This window comes from Pedobacter gandavensis (assembly GCF_032678745.1).
In the GTDB taxonomy this organism is placed as follows: Bacteria; Bacteroidota; Bacteroidia; order Sphingobacteriales; family Sphingobacteriaceae; genus Pedobacter; species Pedobacter gandavensis_C.
The window spans coordinates 1,809,071-1,828,025 of sequence record NZ_JAVTST010000001.1 but is presented as its reverse complement, the minus strand read 5'-3'; the positions used below and the strand labels follow the sequence as shown (position 1 = coordinate 1,828,025).

13 protein-coding genes are annotated in these 18,955 nt (G+C 39.6%); 8 read left to right on the top strand and 5 right to left on the bottom strand.

All coding sequences use genetic code 11. The annotated features are described in order from the left end of the window. The first annotated feature begins 84 nt into the window (after positions 1 to 84). The gene (locus tag R2S10_RS07520) at positions 85 to 288 is read left to right on the top strand and encodes a hypothetical protein (protein WP_316839830.1); all 204 of its coding nucleotides are present in this window, start codon (positions 85 to 87) and stop codon (positions 286 to 288) included. Between the two features lie 233 nt (positions 289 to 521). On the opposite strand, the gene R2S10_RS07515 is transcribed toward R2S10_RS07520, so the two are convergent. Then, complete coding sequence (locus tag R2S10_RS07515; RefSeq protein WP_316839829.1) at positions 522 to 1,049, bottom strand: RidA family protein; 528 nt, start codon at positions 1,047 to 1,049, stop codon at positions 522 to 524. Then, positions 1,042 to 1,839: an alpha/beta hydrolase family protein gene (locus R2S10_RS07510; RefSeq protein ID WP_316839828.1), complete on the bottom strand. Its 798-nt coding sequence runs from the start codon at positions 1,837 to 1,839 to the stop codon at positions 1,042 to 1,044. Before R2S10_RS07510 ends, R2S10_RS07515 begins: the two co-directional genes overlap by 8 nt. 305 nt (positions 1,840 to 2,144) lie before the next feature. Between R2S10_RS07510 and R2S10_RS07505 the strand changes: the two genes are divergently transcribed. Next, on the top strand, positions 2,145 to 3,293 hold the full coding sequence (locus R2S10_RS07505) for a DUF4236 domain-containing protein (protein WP_316839827.1): 1,149 nt from the start codon (positions 2,145 to 2,147) through the stop codon (positions 3,291 to 3,293). Positions 3,294 to 3,649: 356 nt separating this feature from the next. Here R2S10_RS07505 and R2S10_RS07500 read toward each other — a convergent pair whose 3' ends face one another. From R2S10_RS07500 to R2S10_RS07490, 3 genes are all read right to left on the bottom strand, one after another. Then, positions 3,650 to 4,795 (bottom strand): tryptophan 7-halogenase, encoded by a 1,146-nt coding sequence (locus tag R2S10_RS07500; RefSeq protein ID WP_316839826.1) that lies wholly within the window; start codon positions 4,793 to 4,795, stop codon positions 3,650 to 3,652. A 24-nt stretch (positions 4,796 to 4,819) separates the two neighbouring features. After that, on the bottom strand, positions 4,820 to 8,065 hold the full coding sequence (locus tag R2S10_RS07495) for a LodA/GoxA family CTQ-dependent oxidase (protein ID WP_316839825.1): 3,246 nt from the start codon (positions 8,063 to 8,065) through the stop codon (positions 4,820 to 4,822). A gap of 199 nt (positions 8,066 to 8,264) precedes the next feature. Beyond that, positions 8,265 to 10,076 carry a hypothetical protein gene (locus tag R2S10_RS07490; RefSeq protein ID WP_316839824.1) on the bottom strand — a complete coding sequence of 604 codons (1,812 nt, stop codon included), beginning with the start codon at positions 10,074 to 10,076 and terminating at the stop codon, positions 8,265 to 8,267. 244 nt (positions 10,077 to 10,320) lie between these two features. Between R2S10_RS07490 and R2S10_RS07485 the strand changes: the two genes are divergently transcribed. From R2S10_RS07485 to R2S10_RS07460, 6 genes are all read left to right on the top strand, one after another. After that, entirely contained in the window at positions 10,321 to 10,893 is a 573-nt protein-coding gene (locus R2S10_RS07485; protein ID WP_316839823.1) for an RNA polymerase sigma-70 factor, read from the top strand. Positions 10,894 to 10,947: 54 nt separating this feature from the next. Further along, positions 10,948 to 12,084 carry a FecR family protein gene (locus R2S10_RS07480; protein ID WP_316839822.1) on the top strand — a complete coding sequence of 379 codons (1,137 nt, stop codon included), beginning with the start codon at positions 10,948 to 10,950 and terminating at the stop codon, positions 12,082 to 12,084. A 223-nt stretch (positions 12,085 to 12,307) separates the two neighbouring features. After that, entirely contained in the window at positions 12,308 to 15,727 is a 3,420-nt protein-coding gene (locus tag R2S10_RS07475; RefSeq protein ID WP_316839821.1) for a SusC/RagA family TonB-linked outer membrane protein, read from the top strand. 22 nt (positions 15,728 to 15,749) lie between these two features. Further along, positions 15,750 to 17,285, top strand: a complete 1,536-nt coding sequence (locus R2S10_RS07470; RefSeq protein ID WP_316839820.1) for a RagB/SusD family nutrient uptake outer membrane protein — start codon at positions 15,750 to 15,752, stop codon at positions 17,283 to 17,285. Positions 17,286 to 17,295: 10 nt separating this feature from the next. Beyond that, positions 17,296 to 17,949 (top strand): fasciclin domain-containing protein, encoded by a 654-nt coding sequence (locus R2S10_RS07465; protein WP_316839819.1) that lies wholly within the window; start codon positions 17,296 to 17,298, stop codon positions 17,947 to 17,949. An 18-nt stretch (positions 17,950 to 17,967) separates the two neighbouring features. Then, the gene (locus tag R2S10_RS07460) at positions 17,968 to 18,945 is read left to right on the top strand and encodes a DUF5007 domain-containing protein (protein ID WP_316839818.1); all 978 of its coding nucleotides are present in this window, start codon (positions 17,968 to 17,970) and stop codon (positions 18,943 to 18,945) included. Positions 18,946 to 18,955: the final 10 nt, after the last annotated feature.

The window sequence follows — 18,955 nt, the reverse complement described above, 5'->3', positions numbered from 1 at the left end:
GATTACGGGTTTACGGTTTCCCGTAAGAAATGAAATTAGAGATGGCCTAAATTTGAAGCGTTGATCATAAAAATAGATCCCCTCGTGGCTAAGAGAAGAAGTAAGAAAAATAGAATAGGTTTTAACCGGGTATTGATTTCATTAGGAATACTATTTACTGCAATACTTTTTATCATAAGAGTGATTTTCGGTACCGTAAGCTGGTTCGAAGTTTTTGCTCCGGTAATCATTGCATTTTTTATTGTTTTTCTATTGACCGCCTTAAAATCAGCACTTCGAAAAGTTTAATTATCCCCCCTAGTTTAATTAAGAATGGAATAGCCTTTAAATCTTTGATTTAAGGGCTTTCTTTTGAAATAGGGTATGGTAGGTTATCCTGTTGGAATGGCTGGAAATGAAACTGGGGAGTAAAAAGAAAAGGGAAACCGTCATAAGACTATTTCCCTTTATCTAAATTAACGCTCTCATATATAAAGACGCTTAAACAGAGTTTATATTGTGCAGCATTAAAATTAAAGCCTTTATTGCATAAAGGCAATCGCATCAACTTCTACCAGCATATCGTCCAGCGCTAACCTTGGAACAGGGATTAAGGTGCTGGCTGGGAATTTATTATTCTTCCATACTTTGTGCATTTCTTCTGTCCATATTGCAAGCTTTTCCTCATTATGGTCTACGATTAAGATGGTAATCTTCATTACATCATCAGGTTTCAAATGATAAGCTTTAAGTACCGTTTCCAGATTAGATAATGCGAACTGAACCTGAGTTCTGAAATCTTTTGAAAGGCTATGCTTTAAATCTTGTCCACCGCTTTGCCCGGAGATAAAAACATACCTTCCATTTTCTGGAGCGCTGGTAGAATGTGAAAAGGCAAATGGAGTAGGATCGAAAAGTGTTTCTGGGTTTTTATGAATGATATTGGTCATGTTGTTTTGGGCTTTTGTTTGATCCTTTTCAGCTTGCTGACAACCTGCAAAGGAGAGGATGAAAATTGAGGATAGTAAGATACACTTTGATCGTGTTGAAATTCCTTTAGCGTTAATCATGGTGTATAAAGAATTGATTCAATTGGAATAGTTGAGTAATTGCCGCTTTAGACCAATACGCTGCATCATGTCCCCCAGGGCGTTCTTCATAAATATGAGGGATGTTTAAACCAATCAATTGCTCATGTAATTTCCTGTTTTGTCCAATTAATGGGTCTTCGGTTCCACAGCTAATCAGGATTTTCTGACTGGAGTTCTTTAGCTTTTCTATTTGAGACATCACGGTGTAATTCTTCCAGTTTTCAGGGTCAGATCCTAATGTTTTTGGTACGCCATATTCGTTTCCGAAAGGACGGAAGTCCATGACTCCACACAAACTAGCGATTGCGGTAAAGGTATTCTGGTGTCTGGCGCCAATGTATAATGCACCGTGTCCACCCATGCTCCAACCCATTATTGCTGTTTTTGATTGATCTGAGCTGTAATGGCCTTGAACATATGCTACGAGTTCTTTAGCAACAAATGTTTCATACTTCGAGTTTTGAATTTCACTGTCCAGGTACCAGCTGTCATAGTTTCCATCAGGTAACACGAACATCATTTTCATTTCTTTGCTCAATGCTTGCAAAGCTGGAATGTCCTGCGTTAATGTTCTCTTTGGGTAACCACTGAATCCATGTAAGATGTAAACTGTTGGTGTTTTCTTTCCTGAGGTGGATGTAGGGCGAATCACCAATGTTTTGACTTCCTTTTTCATAGACGCACTGTAGATATTTAGGCTGTCAACTTTCTGGGAAAAGGCATGGAAGCCGATACACAAGGTAGATAAGGTGATTAATAATATTCTCATGATATGCATGTTTTAATTAGTTAGGCAAAGGTAGAGCCAGTGACTTTTCAAAACATGTACATATGTTGAGAACTCCAAAGTATGGTTAAAAAATAATAATGAAGTTTATTGTGTTGGGCTATCGCTGGGACTGCAATCTGAAGATCTGTTTTGCCACGTAAATGCAGTTTTTAATATCCTTAGCGATAGTTTAACTGTTTACGGTTTTCCGTAAAAAAAGGTAAGATGTTGTGTATACTTTTGAGTAGTTAATAAAGTAGTATTTACTACTTGTTCATCAAAATAAATATAATAAATCTAAAATAATGGCTTGGAGTTTCCGTAAACGAATAAAAATCATTCCAGGAGTTCATCTGAACTTAAGTAAAAGTGGCATTTCAACCTCCATTGGAGTTAAAGGTGCAAGTATGACTTTTGGCAAATCAGGAACATATTTAAATACCAGTGTACCTGGATTAGGTATTTATAACAGACAGAAACTTTCTGGCACAAATACAGATCCTCAGCCTCAGGCAAATAATCAATATCAGGCGACTAGACATTCAGATAATATTTTTAGTGCAGATATTCATGAAATAACCAGTCAGAATATGCAGGGCCTAAAAGAAGCAATTATTTTGGCTTCTCAACAAAGAAAAGATCTAGCGAATGACCTATTGAAGGTTCAAGCAAGTTTAGGAGTGTCAAGATTGAAATTTGTTTTGAGTTATGTATTACTTTATGGGCTGATAAACAAGACGGTTTCTGGGGATTTAAAAACAGATATCGTAGCTCAAAAAGAAGCAATTGAGCAGATAAAAGAAGAAATTGACAATTGTTATGTAAATCTAGATATTGATCTCGAACCGGAGATTAAACAAGAGTATGATAGGCTGTTTAGTGCATTTAAAAAATTAATCACCTGTCATCGAATTTGGGATGTGACAAGTGCCCATTATCAAGATAGAGTGGTAGCCCGCTCATCAGCAAGTACCATAGTGAAAAAACAAGATGTAAAATTCGCATTAAAATCAATAGATGACATGAAGTCAAATTTTGAAGCTCTTTATTTTCAAAATGCAAATGGTGCGGATTTTTATTTCTATCCAAGCTTTATTGTCATGTATTCGAGTAAAGAGAATTTTGCAATTATCGGCCTTGATGAGATAGATTTTGAGCAAAGCTATGTACGGTTTACAGAAACAGGATCTGTTCCCAGAGATTCAAAAATAATTGAGAAGACCTGGGCTAAGGTTAATAAAAATGGCAGTCCGGATAAAAGGTTCAAAGGCAATTACCAAATTCCAATAGTGCGGTATGGTGATATCAGGTTAAGAACAAAAACTGGAGTAAATGAAGAGTATGAATTTAGCAATTATGAGTTTACTCAAGAATTTGGGACTGCCTTTAAGGCTTATCAAACTTCAATCAGGCAAATGAATAAATTTGATAAAGATGTTGCAGTTGTTCGTTAGGGATTCTGTAAAAAAATCAAGGCTGTTTATATACTTTATAAATGCACAAGAAGTTAGCAGTCCAAGCCAATGATAAGAACAATAGACCTAATTGTCAACGGGAATTAAATGGAAACGTACACAGGGTTATTTTTAACACATTTAGTATCACAAATTAACTTCTTTAAATAATGGAAAAGATTTCGATTAGCAATATTATTGAATACAGAAGAAAAACGTCTAATTCGCAAATTACATTTATAAATAATTTGAATAAGACAAAACGAAAAGGGTAGTACTGAAGGTGGAGGTAATTATTGGATACATTCCTTAATTGAAATAGATTTTTATAAAGAACTATAAGTTTCATCTATTAGCTAATGCCTTCTTTTCCAAAAATCAGCGTCTTTCCAACGCATTTCCTGGCGGTAATATGTTTTTTTATGATGCATATAATGCGCCCATATTTGATCGAGCTGCTGGGTATAACTAATTTGGATATCTTTTAACTTTTGAGGGGCTAGGCTCCCCGTTGAATCCCTCTCCATTATCAATTCTGTGAGCTGGACAGCAGCAGCCATCGCATTAAACATCCCTTGTGACGATAAGGGGTCAAAGCTCATTGCGGCATCGCCAAGGGCTACCCATTGTTGCCCCGCAATCTGGTTGAGGCGTGTTGAATTGGCCGATACGATTTGATGAAAGTTGGTTGCAGCACAATTTCTTTGAATAAGCCTTGCCATTTGCTGATTACTTTGTGCCAATTGGATAAACTGATCCACATTTTTCAAGGTGTTTCGGCTGATCAGGTCAGGGTCTGTTTGTAAAGCAAGTACCCTTCTGTTATGAGGTAAAGGTGCGCTATACCACCATCCGAATTCGCTTGCCGAAATGGTACTCATTTTATTGGCTTCCTGATTGGGCAGGGTAAGCCAACAGCTAATTAATTTGTCGTATTGCTCACGCCCAACACCTATTTTCCTCGCGAACTGCGACTGTCGGCCAGTTGCATCGATCACAAATTTTGCTTTGAAGCGGTAAAGGAGATTATTGGAGACTTTATCATTTGCTGTGGCACTGAGCTGCCAACGGTGGTTTTCAAAATGAGCACTTTGTAATTTGGCAGGCCAAAAGCAATTTACACCCCTTTGTAAAGCGGTTTCCCGTAAATAGATTTCAAATGCCTGTCGGTCCAAATGCCAGCCAAATCCATCGGGATTTCGCAAATGATCTACGACATATGCCTGTTCAGTACCCCAATAGGATTGTGTGCCGATATGTTTTAGATGTAGGCTTTGTTCGCTGTCTAAGCGTGTTTTTTCTAATCCTTCCAACAGGTCCAGTTGCTTTAAAATCCGTCTGGCTGCCGGCGCGAGGCATTCGCCAATCCGTTCCGGAGGACTGTCTGTTTGATCAACCAACACCACATTATACGATTTGGCAAGAGCGATGGCGGCGGTACAACCCGCCAGCCCTCCGCCTATAATCGCAATATCGACTTCTTTATTTATTTCCGATTCCATTAAAATAGGTAATGCCTGTTAATTTTATTTAGGGATGAATCGGGAGAAGCGTGTAGATTTCTCCGTCACGCCAGTATTTCCACTGGTACCTGTCTCATGTTTCAACGTCAATGGTCTCGCTGCTTTAGGGGCTTTAGAAGACAATAAAGTCAGTAATTTTTGAACACTCGGACTTGAGCTGAAATCATCATTCAGTTCCTGTTTAACAATTTCGAGCAGGTTAGTTTTTGCACTTTCTGTTAGCAATTGCTCCGTTAATAACTGTTTATGTGATAAGTTTTGAAGAGTAGTAGTCAAAAGACTCGGAGCTCCTTTTATCGCTTTTTTGCGGTTTAAAATACCTTCCAGTTCTTTGACAGCTTCCGCCAATAATGCAGCTTCCTGGGCGGCATTTGGGGTAATTCCGACTTGCATTTTCGGAGGGAAATTGGGGTCATTAGGTACGCCGGGACGTGCCTGAACCACAGCCAGTTTATCAAAGTATTTTACCATGCTGTTAATCTGGTTGGTGTAGTTAGGATCTTCGCCATCCAGAGGCAAATCATCCAGCCAATCTTTACGGTAAGAAAAGGCTTGTTTTCGTGTTTCTTCCGACAAGTTTGGATCTATAGATTCTTTGTACTGTTCTTCGCCTAAAATATTATTAGGAACCCTGGCAGGCCAGAAGGTTGGTAAGTACGGATCGTAGGCTGATGTATAGCCATCTCTGCAACTCGCCGTATCGGTTTGCCATGGGATAGCCATCCATCGGGTGATACCTCCGGCTACTTGACCGCCTAGTAATGGTCCTTTTGCCAAAGTAAATACATCACTGTTCATCACAGGGCCATAGTATGATGAGTTTACTGGAGGTGTTTTTGGTGCATGTTTAAGTCGGAATGCCGACATATACATACCGGCTGTTCGCATTGGCCAGGTCATTTCACAACCCGGATGGAAGGCATCTGCCAAACAAAACTCCATCGCTGCTCTGGTCAGCATATCTGGTTGTTCCTCAGTCGGTAAATCATCAATTGTTTTTGGTGCTGGTATATGCGGACAACCGGTCATGTCTACATAATCCGCATCAAAATCTCCTTTTACCCATTGGTCAATAAAAGACAATTGTAATTGAGAAAGTGTGGAATGTTGACGTACGGAGCCTAAACTAGGGATACTGATGGCGTCACCATACATCCATGGCCATAATTGAGGTGCCTCGGCACCAGATACTTCATAGCGACGGAAATTATTAGAAATCGTACGGCGCATTTCCAGATTTGCAGAGGAAGGATCATTCAACCTTACCATCCATTTAGAGGTGGTATAATCAAACTGCCCACCCCATCCGAAGGCTGCTCCGAAACCTGCGTTCACCCATTGCAGATTAGTCATCCGTTGGAAAATAGGTAGGATGTCTTGCGTAAATGAAGGTCTTTTTGGTCGGGCCAGCATACCTGAATCAACGGCTACATCTCTCATTAAATCCCACATGGTACGAACCGATTTTTGTAGAGGAGCATAATCCGGAGGACCGCAAATTACCCATGCCGGGGCAACTTTAAGTTTAACGCCCTTGTACTCCACATCAGCAGTGACCGGGCCATCAGAAATATCGTCATACCATCCTTCATTGTTCGCGAATGTAATGGCAATATCTCCGTTTAAGTTCTTAGCGACACCATGGCCTCCCAGCATGATTAATCTTCCTTTTTCATCGGTATGCATTTCACCAAGATAAACGGTCTCGCCCTGGAACTTCCCGATAAAAGGATGGCCATTGTCTACATTAGGGGTATTCACTGTTTGGTGACCACCGTCTATGATCAGCGAGTTCCGGTCTGCCACATTAATATTTCGTAACATGGACGCTGGTGCGCCTACAGCATCCGGAATATCCAGCGCCATTTGAAATTGATACCAGGATGATTTTTGATTTGCTAAATGCGCATGCCAAACGATATTGGCGTTTTCGGAAGTCAGTTCTTTAATTGCTTTTCCGGCGGCATTAAATCCGTAAATTCTGAATTGAGCAGCCTGACGTTTTAATGCTCCGGTTTTATCACGGTAGGCATAGTCGTCGGTTAATGCTACTGGTTCCGAAACCAGTGGGCCGATAAAATATTCATCCTCACTATTCCCTACACGCATCACTCCGATAGGAGGGTAGATGCCGGCAGTAACAATACAGTCGCTGTCTTCATCTGTATCTCCTTTAAATTCAGGATTTACCTGAAGAGGTTCTTCTAATTGTTGACCATTGGCCTGATGACGTGCCTCGGCACTTGCCTCATACACGACTTTCCGGGCATCGGCAATAGATCCCAATGGTTCGTGTTGTGCTAAAGTTCTCCAGATATTAAAGGCAAGGATGCTTCCAAATTCTGATTGACCAATTGCCTGAATATCCTGCTGCGGGAATTCTAATTCCGCAATGCAGATGTAAGGGCTTTCTTCAGTACTCCAAACCACCTGAGCATCATCAATCGGCATGGTGGCGTCGTTGGTACGAAGCTGTATTTCAAAACGGAATTTTGCTGCCTTATTGCGCAGGCGTTGTTGTAAATCAAGGGCCAGATAGTTTTTATCATTAAAAACAGCACCATGATCGGTTTCATCCGGTACTAAACGGTATTTAACAATATTATTGTCGCCCAATCTAAAAGGAAGTATTGCCCAATAACCAGCGCTCAGGCAACTCGCTTCTACTTTTGTCATCGCTGCAAGAATATGCGCGAGTTCCGGGTGTTTATTAATGTAAGAGTCGTAGTCTTTGTCTATAACACCAGCAGTAGTGAAACTACACATCTGCTGTGCATCACGTGCAAAAAAGCGGTCTATGTTTTGAAAGATGAAATCTGCATTGGTGCTATCGCCTAATAATTTCGGGCCTTCTACACCAAAGAGTTTCAGTCCAAGACCTAAGGTGGTGTGCAAATCTGCTGAGCGAGGGTCGGTGTCGCTTGAAAATCGTACCGCACATTCGTAGCTGTCGCCAGCGAAAATCCCAACTTTGAACTCGGGTTTTATGTCTTTTTTTATACGAAAGGTTCCATAGGCTATCCCATGTTGTTTTCTAAATACGGCACGCTCAGCAGGCATTTGTCCTTTTTCGATCCGGGTCTTTTGTCCCATTTCCACGAACATCTCTTTGAGGCGTTCTGTGACCACCTCTGTAGTTCCATTGCTATCCCAGCAGACTACATTATTTGCGGTAGCTTCGCCTTTTACTACGGCCGAAGATTCAGGCTGCAATGCTGCATCTGACTTGTTTTTTGATTTTTCAGTCATGGTATTATTTTCGTTTAGTTTAAGAAATGATTCAAGGGTTATTACAAAATTTGTTTATTGCATTAACTCTACTTACGAAAAAGATGACTGATTATTTGAGTTTGAACTAAAGTGAGAACATCATTTAAATGATTCATAATGGAGAGGTTAATTTATAGCAATAGGGTTTGATAGACTAAAGCTATAAAAAATAGCTTAGTTATTTTATAGTATACAAAAGTTTGTTGTCAGGATCTAAAGTGTAACTGTCAATTTCGCCTTCTGCTATTTTTACCAATTGCTCTTTGCTGTTGATGTTTAGTACTTTGTTTAAATAAGTCCCATCCTTTAATTTTAGCTTAATCTCCAAAGGAAACAAGAAGACATCTCCTTGCTGACTGATTTTAAGATGATTTGCTGATTGCTGAATGTTCAACATCGGTATTGTCTTGCTTTTAAGCCAAGAGAGGAGAAAAGGTTCCATACCAGCACCGGCAATCCGGCTACATTGATTGATGAATGATTGAATAGATTGATCGCCAGATTTAATGAAGTTTCTCATGGCAATGGATAGATTTTTTTTACCCATTTGATGTTCCAGCATATAGAATAACCAGGCTCCTTTACTGTAAGAAACACCACTATTGCTATAATCTTCCCAGAGGGATGCGTTGCCATCATATTCTCCGCGGATATAATTCTGTTTTTGAGATTTAAAGAATTTGGCAAGGATAGTATCCCCATAAACTGATGATAAAAGCAATGATTCTGTATAGGTTGCCCAGCCTTCCATTAAGAAATTTGTAGCAGGTCCTGTTGGGCTTGTCCAGCCATGAGCAATCTCATGTCCAAAATATGCTCTGGGTTGAGGTTTGTCAGTAATTAAAATACTTCCTTTTTCTCCAGCAATAATAATATTATTGCTTCTGTTCAACCAGCCATTTCCGCCTGTCCTGTCTTGAACTATGCCCATATAAGTACTTAAAGGTTTTCCAAAATGTTTTTCAAGGGTATCATAACTTTTAGCGAATTCTGCATAAAGCGCTTCTTTTTTTGGAAGAAAATCTTTTGTAGCATAAACCACCAGCTCAGTCTGACCTTTCTTAAAAGTACTTACCTCCCAATCCTTATCGTAGTAAATGGATAATCCGAAAGTTGGCTGTTCAGATGTAGCTTTAATGATCCTTAAATCGCCAACAATTGATTCTTTTTGAGCTAAGCTTGTGGCCAGGTGATAAGCCTTAGGAATGGTACAATGTAAGCTGAAAGTGGCTCTGTCATTCGGACTTGAAAAACTGAAGAATGGATGCCAGAAATATTGGTTGCGTAGGTGCCCATAGGTCTCCGAAAAGTATGCGGAATTTGTGTTTTTATCATCTTTTTCGACCTCTATAGTATAATCAATAATGAGCTTTTGATTTTTCTTTTGCTTAGCATTTACCCACAATAAACCGCCGCTAAAGCTGAAATCTGTTTTAGCACCATTCAGGAATAGTTTTTCTAGTTTAGCGCGGTGGTTTAGTTTGGTTGCAAATCCAAAAACATCGTTAACATCAATGCTGATGGTATCTCGAACATGTACGCTTTTTCCAGGTAGCACATCTAATCTTAACTGGTGATTTTTTATTTGATTTGTCCTGTCAATATCAATTCGGTTTTTTAGTTTCCAGGAACCCGCTACCCGTTCAAATTTATAAATGCCTGTATAGTTACTGGAATAATTGGTTTCATCGCCAGAATTGCCGTATAAAAGAATTCCAGTAAGAAAAACATAGGCGCTATCTTTATTTACACTAATGATGCTGGATTTTCCTGGTACCTTTTTCAGTTTTTCCTCCACAACTGATTTATAAAATTCCTGAAGATCTTGAAGAGAAACAAGGCTGTTGAAATATTGAATGTCGTTTTTTTGGAAAGCGGAGTCTATGAGGGCAATGCTTTGTTTTAAACTGTTTAATCCTGTTTTCTGTTGGGCGAAACCAGTACTCAATGTGGTTAGAAATATTACCAGAAAGAGCGAATAGCATCTCATTAATAAGCTTTTTGTCATTAGTGTGTTGGTTATGGAATTATGGTGGTTATGTAAAAGACAAAAGGATTATAGAAATGTTGCATGGCCGACTCATCAGCCATACCATTACCTGTGTTTATTCTCAATTTTTGATAAAAACCGCTGATTTGTAATAATAATTTGCCGAAATCAACGTTTCCTGCAGTTTTTTATTTGGATGAATAGAAAATAGTATGAAAAATGTTACATTAGAGGAGGGGGATAGATGAACATGTTATTGTATAGTAAGCATTCAGATTCTGAACTGGTCGCTTTATTGCGTTCGGGCAATAGGGCCGCCTATACGGAAATTTACAAACGATATACAGCTGTGTTATATAGCCATGCTTATGCAAAACTTCAGGATCGGGAGGAAGCTAGAGATGCGATTCAGGAATTGTTTACCGTGTTATGGGTCAAAAGAGAAGAAATGGCAATTGAAACTAATTTGCCGGGATATCTCTATTGTGCGGTTAGAAATAGAGTTTTAAATGCCATATCACATAGGAAGGTGGAATCTACTTACTTTTCTCAAATCCAGGTCAACATTAACGAATATGAATCTGTAACCGATTATCGCGTTCGCGAAAAAGAACTTAGCCTACTCATTGAAAAGGAGATTGCCTGTTTGCCGGAAAAAATGCGGGAAGTATTTGAACTTAGCCGCAAGAATAACCTATCCCGCAAGGAAATTGCTAACCAGCTTAACCTATCTGAAAAAACAGTAAAGAATCAAATTAATAATGCACTAAAAGTGTTGCGGGTAAAAATGAATGATTTTTTTTTAGTTTTCATCTAGGCCCCCCGGGCGAGTTAAATGTCTTGTTTTTAATTAAGCGTTAATCCGACCTATATGCAAAGTGGTAAATTAAAAGAATTATTAAGCAGGTATCTCTCCAATGACTGTACAGCAGAAGAAAAAGCTTTTGTGGAAACCTGGTATAATAAACATGAGCCACTGAACCCAGTTAGATTGTCGGAGGCCGAAATGGAGGCCGATGTAGATGCAATCCAGGAAGTATTGGGGCGTGTAGGAGGGCCGCCGCAGCGTATCATTCTTTGGACTCGGATTTCCGCTGCAGCCTTAGTCATATTGAGTTTATCAGCCTTGCTATATTTCTACTATCCGGGAAAGAAAAGTCCGAATTATGCGGAACATAGAGAAACAGATATAAAGGCCGGTGGAGATAAGGCAATGTTGACGCTTGCTGACGGTTCGAAAATTAGTTTAACGGATATTAAGAGCGGTGAGATTGCCGTCCAATCCGGATTAAAAATTTCTAAATCTTCGGATGGACAAATTGTATACAGCTCCCTTCCAAAATCGAAAACAAATCAGGGGCAAAAGGCTCCGGAATACAATACTATAGAAACACCAAGAGGTGGAAAATTCCAAATTATACTACCTGATGGTAGCCTGGTGTGGTTAGATGCCGCATCTTCCTTAAAATATCCCGTAGTATTTGCTGGTAAGGAGCGTAAGGTCGAATTAACCGGACAGGCGTACTTTGAGGTTGCAAAAAGTAAAGGCCAATCTTTTAAAGTAATTAGCGCTCATCAGGAAGTTGAGGTATTGGGTACACATTTTAATGTGAATGCCTATGCCAATCAGCCTTCAGTAATCACCACACTATTAGAAGGAAGTGTAAATGTTAATTTGAAAAACACAAAAGACGGCAAACGTTTAAAACCTGGAGAACAGGCTGCATTAACCGGGCAGCTTTTTCAGGTCGAAGAAGTCGATGTGGAGCAGGCTGTGGCCTGGAAGAATGGTTATTTTGCATTTGAGAGAGATGATGTGCGTACGGTGCTTAATAAATTGGAACGCTGGTATGATGTAGATATCAGCTCCGAAGGAACATTTGATGACATCAGAATAGGGGGAAAGATCTCCCGCAGTAAAAGCCTTTCAGAAGTACTCAGGGTACTTCAATTGACCAGGAAAATTAAATTTAAGACAGAAGGAAGGAGGATTATAGCTATGCCTTAACTCTACTTTGAATGGTTCGTAAAAGAACCAGGAGCGTTGACGCGCCCCCGGTGTCTGATTTATGGTCCATTGTCTGAATTATACAATTTATCAACCTAACGCGATAAAGAGGAAGCCTAGCAGTTACACTCTCTATCATGAACCCAAACTTACCAAATGTATGAAATTGTACGACTTTAACTCGTATAGGGATTCCTATATGAAAAATAAAATTCTTCTAACCATGAAACTTTCTCTAGCTTTTGTGCTATTGTTCATGTTTCAGCTGAATGCTTCTACTCTGGCACAAAAAAAAGTAACCTTGTCGGAGAAAAATGTCACCTTAGAAAAGGTGCTGAAAGCAATCACCAAACAAACAGGCTACGACCTGGTGTTTATCGCAACAGATATATCTACTGCAAAACCTGTGACTATTAATGTGCGTAATGCAGGCATGGAAGATGCCCTGAATTTGTGTTTTCTGAACCAGCCCTTCGAATATTCTCTGGATACGAAAACCCTAGTGGTACAGGAAAAAGCGAAAACTAAACCACAAAGTAAAAACCAACTGATCATTGCTGAGCCAATTTCTGGAAAAGTAATTGACGAAACCGGACAACCATTGCCTGGAGCTTCCGTTAAGGAAATCGGGACCAGCAATACCGTTCAAACTAATAATAAGGGAGAGTTTAAACTCAATGTAGCCGGACCGGAATCTTCCATCTCGGTAACCTTTGTAGGTTATGTTAGCAAAACCTTAAAAGTAGGTACACAGAAAGTGTTCAGCATTAGATTGGAGCCTAATCCAAATATGTTGAAAGATGCGGTGGTGATCGGTTACCAAACCGTTTCCCGCCGGACTTCCACTGCTGCCGTATCTACGGTAACCGCTAAAGATATTGAGAATCTGCCTTCGCCTAGTTTTGACCAGCTGCTGCAAGGAAAAGTTGCCGGAGTAAATATCCAAAACTATTCAGGTGAGCCGGGTTCCAGACCTACCTTTACCGTACGTGGAAATACCGCAATGAGCAGAACCGTAAATTCGGTGAATGCGCTAAGCAGTCCTCTTTTTATCATCGATGGCGTTCCTGTTTCTTATGATGACATCTCTAGCTTTTCTGATGTGACACAAACCAACTTTATCGCAGGTATCAATCCTAATGATATCGAAAGTATTGATGTGTTAAAAGATGCAGCTTCTGCTTCTATCTACGGATCAAGAGGGGCAAATGGGGTAGTAGTTGTGAAAACGAAAAGAGGTAAAATCGGAGAGAAACCGAAAATTAATGCCAATTTCTATACTGGCCTTTCCATGCGTGCGAATTCTGAGGTTTACTATGTAGGTGCAGAAGAACGCAGGTATAAAATGAACTACCTGAACTCTCTGGGCAATTACGAACAATTATCAACGCTTCCTTTGCTGTTAACGGATAGTTTAAATCCTGCCTTCAATAATAAAACTGATTGGCAAGGTTTATTCTTTCAAACGGCAAAGATTTATAATGCTGATGCTTCTGTTTATGGAGGAAGTGAAAATGTAAGCTACCGTTTAAGTGGTAACTATTATAATGAAGAAGGAATTGTAAAGTCAACAGGCTTTAAACGTTATAACCTGGCCGCGAGTATGGGCTATAAGATGACGCCAAAATTGAATGTTGATCTTTCCTTTAGGGTATCAAGAACAGACAGGTCAAGAGGTAGGGGCGTAATTCCTAATCCGGATGCCGATTATAGCAACCCTTTGCCCATCAACAGTGGTGCTTTCCCATCTTCTTTATTCCAGTTGAGCCATGCCGATAGTCTTAATTTTGTAGGTCAGTATGACCTGGCAAAAGATAAAAACATCAATGATGACATTGCAACCAGCATTTCCGTAAATTATGAATTTACACCTAATTTAAAGTTTGTTAGTCAGGGCTCTTTATTGCTTTCCAGTTCTACACGTGATCTTTTCAGACCAAGTGCTCTGGATGCCGATGATACTTTCTATAGCTATTCGATGAATTCTAAATTTCAGAATTTTAACATCGACAATACCTTAAATTATAACCTGAACTTACTGGACAACCATCATTTAAACTTCCTGGTTGGTAACACCATTAATTACATCAATGTAGGTTACACTGGTGTTGGCGGATTCGGTACAGGAAACAACTCCATATCCACTGTTAATGCCATTAAACCTGGTGACTTTGATAAGAACTATACGCGTTCCAGCAATAAACAAGCAGGTTTATTGTCATTCTTTGGACGTGTGAATTATGATTATAAATCCAGATATCTATTCTCTGCTTCGCTGAGAACAGATGCTTCTTCTCGCTTTGGTAAAAACAACCGTTGGGCATATTTCCCGGCAGTTTCTGCGGGCTGGATCCTTTCGGATGAGGCCTTTATGTCAAAAACAAAATCCTGGATCAGTATGCTGAAAATCAGAGGTAGCTTTGGTGTCAGCGGAAATTTACCGGATGATTTTTATGCACCTTATAATTCCTATCTGGTTGGGGAAGGAAGCCTGCAACCTGGTAGCAATACCTATACCTATAACAACAATACGATCATCACTCATAATCCTAAATCAGTTACTCAAGATAACCTGACCTGGGAAAGAGCGCTACAAGGAAACATTGGTATTGATGCCGATTTCTTCAATAACAGGATTAATGTAGTGGCGGATCTCTATAACAGAAATACTAAGGATATCTTTTTTAACCTTAAGCTACCAACTACAAGTGGTTATGAAGAGGTGTTTACCAACGCTGTTGGCGTAAGGAACGTAGGTTTTGAGTTTAATATCTCAGGTAGGGTATTCTCGCCTGAAAAGAGCTTCCAATGGACTCCACGTTTGATTATGTCGATGAACAAGAATCAGATCACCAAACTTCCGGATGGAAACAGAGATATCGTGATCGATTACAATGGAACTACTTATATTTTATCTAAAGGACGCCCGATTAATGAATTCTATCAGGTGAAATCTAATGGTGTTTATTCCACCGCAGCAGATGTTCCTTTTGACCCAAGAACTGGTAACCTGATTACTTATTGGGATGGATCAGTTGTTGCCGGACCAGGTACTTACCGTTGGATTGATCAGAATGGTGATTATGATGTTTGGGACAGAAATGACCTTGTTAGAACCGGTGATCCAAATCCGAAAATAACAGGTGGTTTCAGCAATACCTTAACTTATAAAAACTTTTCTCTGGAAGTATTTACCTCTTTTTCATTGGGTAGAGATGTTTACAATACTTATGTAGCTTCTTTATTGACCAATTACAAGCAAATCGGGAATTTCTATGGTCAGGGTTTAATTGACCTGAGCAAGCTTTCTATCTGGCGTAATCCTGGAGATCAGGCGGCTTATGCAGACATCAATCCGTATAAAAGCTATTATTATCAGTTCAATACTTTCTCATCTGCTTATATGGAAGACGGAAGTTACGCCCGCATCAAGTACATCAATCTTGGCTATAGATTTCCAGCTGAATGGCTGAAAAAAGCTAAAATCAATGCGCTGCAGGTATATGGAATTATTGATAATGTGTACACATTTCAGAAATCAAACTTACCTGATGTAGAGGCAGTAGACGCATTGGGAATTTATAACGGTAATGGATATCCTTTACCTAGAAAATTCACTTTAGGACTTAGAGCTACATTTTAATCACCATTAGAATCAATTGAAGATGAATACTAAAAAATCATACGCAGCCATTGGCCTTTTATTCCTGATGGCTTCCACACTGCTTTTTTCTTCCTGCAAAAAGCTGTTGAATTTTGCCCCTGAAGATGCACCTTATGAAGGTTCCTTCTGGAAAACACAGAGCGATGCGGTTTCCGCCTTAGCGGGTGTTTATTCCTTATCCAGACAATCCATGGTGCGGGGAGCTGAAAGCAGAAGGATGTCGCACTTTAGTTATGGCGATCTTTCTACCAATGAGTTTATAAAAGTAAATGGCGATTTTACATTGAGCTTCTTAATAGAAGGCGATAGGTATTATGGTACAGGAATCAATATCGGTGATTTTATCGGCCCATATTTGGAAGACCTTGGAGATTGGCAGTCGTATTATACCACCATTAACATGGCCAATACGGTACTCGATAAAGTAGCTAAAATGCCAAATAATGTATTTACTGGAGATAGAAAAAACAGAATTCTTGGCGAGGCCTACTTCTTAAGGGCCTATACCTATTTCTATTTGACCAGAATTTGGGGTGATGTGCCATTGGTATTGAAAAACAATCCAGATCCGGTGAACTCAGTGAATCTTGAACGTATTTCAGATAAGGTCGTATTGGATTCTGCCTTGGTAGATCTTGATAAAGCACAAAAGTTGCTTCAGTTTTCAACGGGTTCAGACCGCGCTGTTGCTGCGGATAGAGGAGCCGTATTTGCTCTAAAAGCGAACGTCCTTCGCTGGCAGTATTTCCTGGGTAAAAACACAGAAAGTGGCCTGCTTACAAAAGCTGTAGCCGCAATAGACTCTATTACCAATTCAAATAACTACACTTTAGTGCCTAATACAAATTATGTGAGTTTGTATAAGGGAGGATCTTCAGAAGCTATTTTTGAAGTAGCTACAAGCTTGAGTAATAATGAGTACCAATCGGGGACAGGTTTCTTTTATACTACCACGATGATGCCATATATTAAGAGCAAAGGGAGCATGCCAGTGATTATTAATGGCAATTTTCTGGACCAGATCTATTACTATGACAATGATGCCCGTGTTGAGTATAATTTTGATAAGACCGATGTAGACAACTGGATTCTTACCAAATACACTGGTCGGAATGGAGGAAACGTAAAGTATAGAAATGCCTCAAACAATACAGACCCTGTGGTTGATTGTAATACACCAATTTTTAGGTTGGGAGAACAATTGTTACTTCGTGCCGAATGTAATGAACTCTTAGGGAATTATGGACCGGCAATTACCGACTTAAATGCCGTGAAGCAACGTGCGGGAATTGATCCCTACCAAGGCAGTAATGCGGATTTAAGAACAGAGATCTTTGAAGAAACCTATAGAGAGATCGCATTTGAAGGTCAGTTGTGGTACGTCATGATCCGGAATAAAAGGTTAGCCGAGTACACAGAAGGACGTTTCCCTCAAAGTCGCTTCGACCAGGACGGATGGAAGTGGCCAATCTCAAGAACTAACCTTCAGAAGAATCAGTTATTGGTTCAAAATAAATATTGGAATGGAAGAAATTAAGCAGCTCAAGATGAAAATTAAGCACATACTAGTACTGGCCTGTGCGGTAGTCGCCATGGCCACGGCCTGTAAAAAGGATAAGTATATCATTGGTGGTAGTTTACATGATGCACATGTAAATATGACTACTTATGATTACCTGAAAACGAATCGTTTGTTTGATACTTTACTGGTTTTAGTGGATAAAGCCGGAATGAAAGAAGAAATCAATGCTGATGTTACCTTCTTTGCACCAACAGATTATTCTATTAAAGCTTTACTGTTCAGAAGACAAGAGAAATTGCGACAGGATAATAACGATGAAAGTTTAACTTATACCTTGAACGATCTTCCGGTTCCAGAACTTAGAGATTCTTTACGTTCTCATCTTTTTGCTGGTAAAATTACCAGAGAAAGCCTGAGCTTATCGAATAAATTATTCACCAGTAAGTCTAATGAACCGTTTTCGGTGAAGTTGATCGAACAGGAAAGCCCAGGTTTGGTGAGTAGTAAGCCTCAGATTTTATTCCTGATAAAAATAAGAAATGGATTGGATCCTGTATCTCTCCCTTCGGGGTTTCCGGTTTTGGATGTTGATCTGTTTACGTTTGCACAAACGTCAAATATTCAAACCACAACTGGCGTACTGCATGTTTTGACAAATACACATAGGTTTTACTGGTAACTAATAGAAATAAATCTGATGAAAAAATATATAATGATTATGGGAGCTTTGCTGCTCTCAGTTGCCATCTGGACAGGTTGTAAAAAGATCACTGTTGGCTTTTTAAGTGACGATGTCTATTTTGTAGGCAGTCCATTCCAGGTAGAGAAAGGTAAGAATGGCTTCCTGACTTCCGAGTTAAAAGGTGATGGCTCTACTGTGCCATTGAAGATCAAATTGTTGAAGATCAAACGTAAAGGAACAGATCAGAATGCGGATGAATTGTATAAGGAAGTACCGGTTTATATTTATAAAACGGCATTCGACCCCGAGGTACATACCACACTGGAGAAATTAAACTCGATCAGAGAGCTGAAGTCGAAACCAATATTCGAGTTTTTGCCAAGCGGTCAGTTTTTGTTCACTTCCGGAACGGCAGTGATCCCTACAGGATCTCAATATACTTTTGACCTGGAGTTGAGCAATGAGAGCGGTACAAAAACCTATTCGAATATTGGCGAACTGGACTTTGTGGAAGCGCAGGCTTTTTCCATCAACAGAAATACAGCAACTTACTTGCAGGATGGTGGTGCGACCTTCGAATCGCTACCTCCGGTAGAAATTACCGTTACAAAAACAGCACCTACGGGAACAAATGTAGTAGTAAAGTATGTGGATGAAGATGGGGTGCCTTTTAATCCTAAAGCTGGGGAACTTATTGTTCGTGGCGACAGGCCTACTTTGGATTCTTATGCGAAGTTCAATCCGGTACTTAAAACTGATACCGAAATGAGTCTTAATTTTGAGATCATTCCATTCCCATACAAAACGATTCCAGGATATGGTTCATTTGATATCTTTTATAGGATTCCAAGTGAGTTTGTGAAAGTTAGCAATCCAAAGGCAAGTTATCCTGTTAATACCAGGTTTAACATTAACCCTGCAATAGGTTTTCAACTTAAGCAGGAAGGAAATTACCTGGTAGAAGTGAAGATTATGGGGGTAAAAAGAAAGTAAGATTGAACTT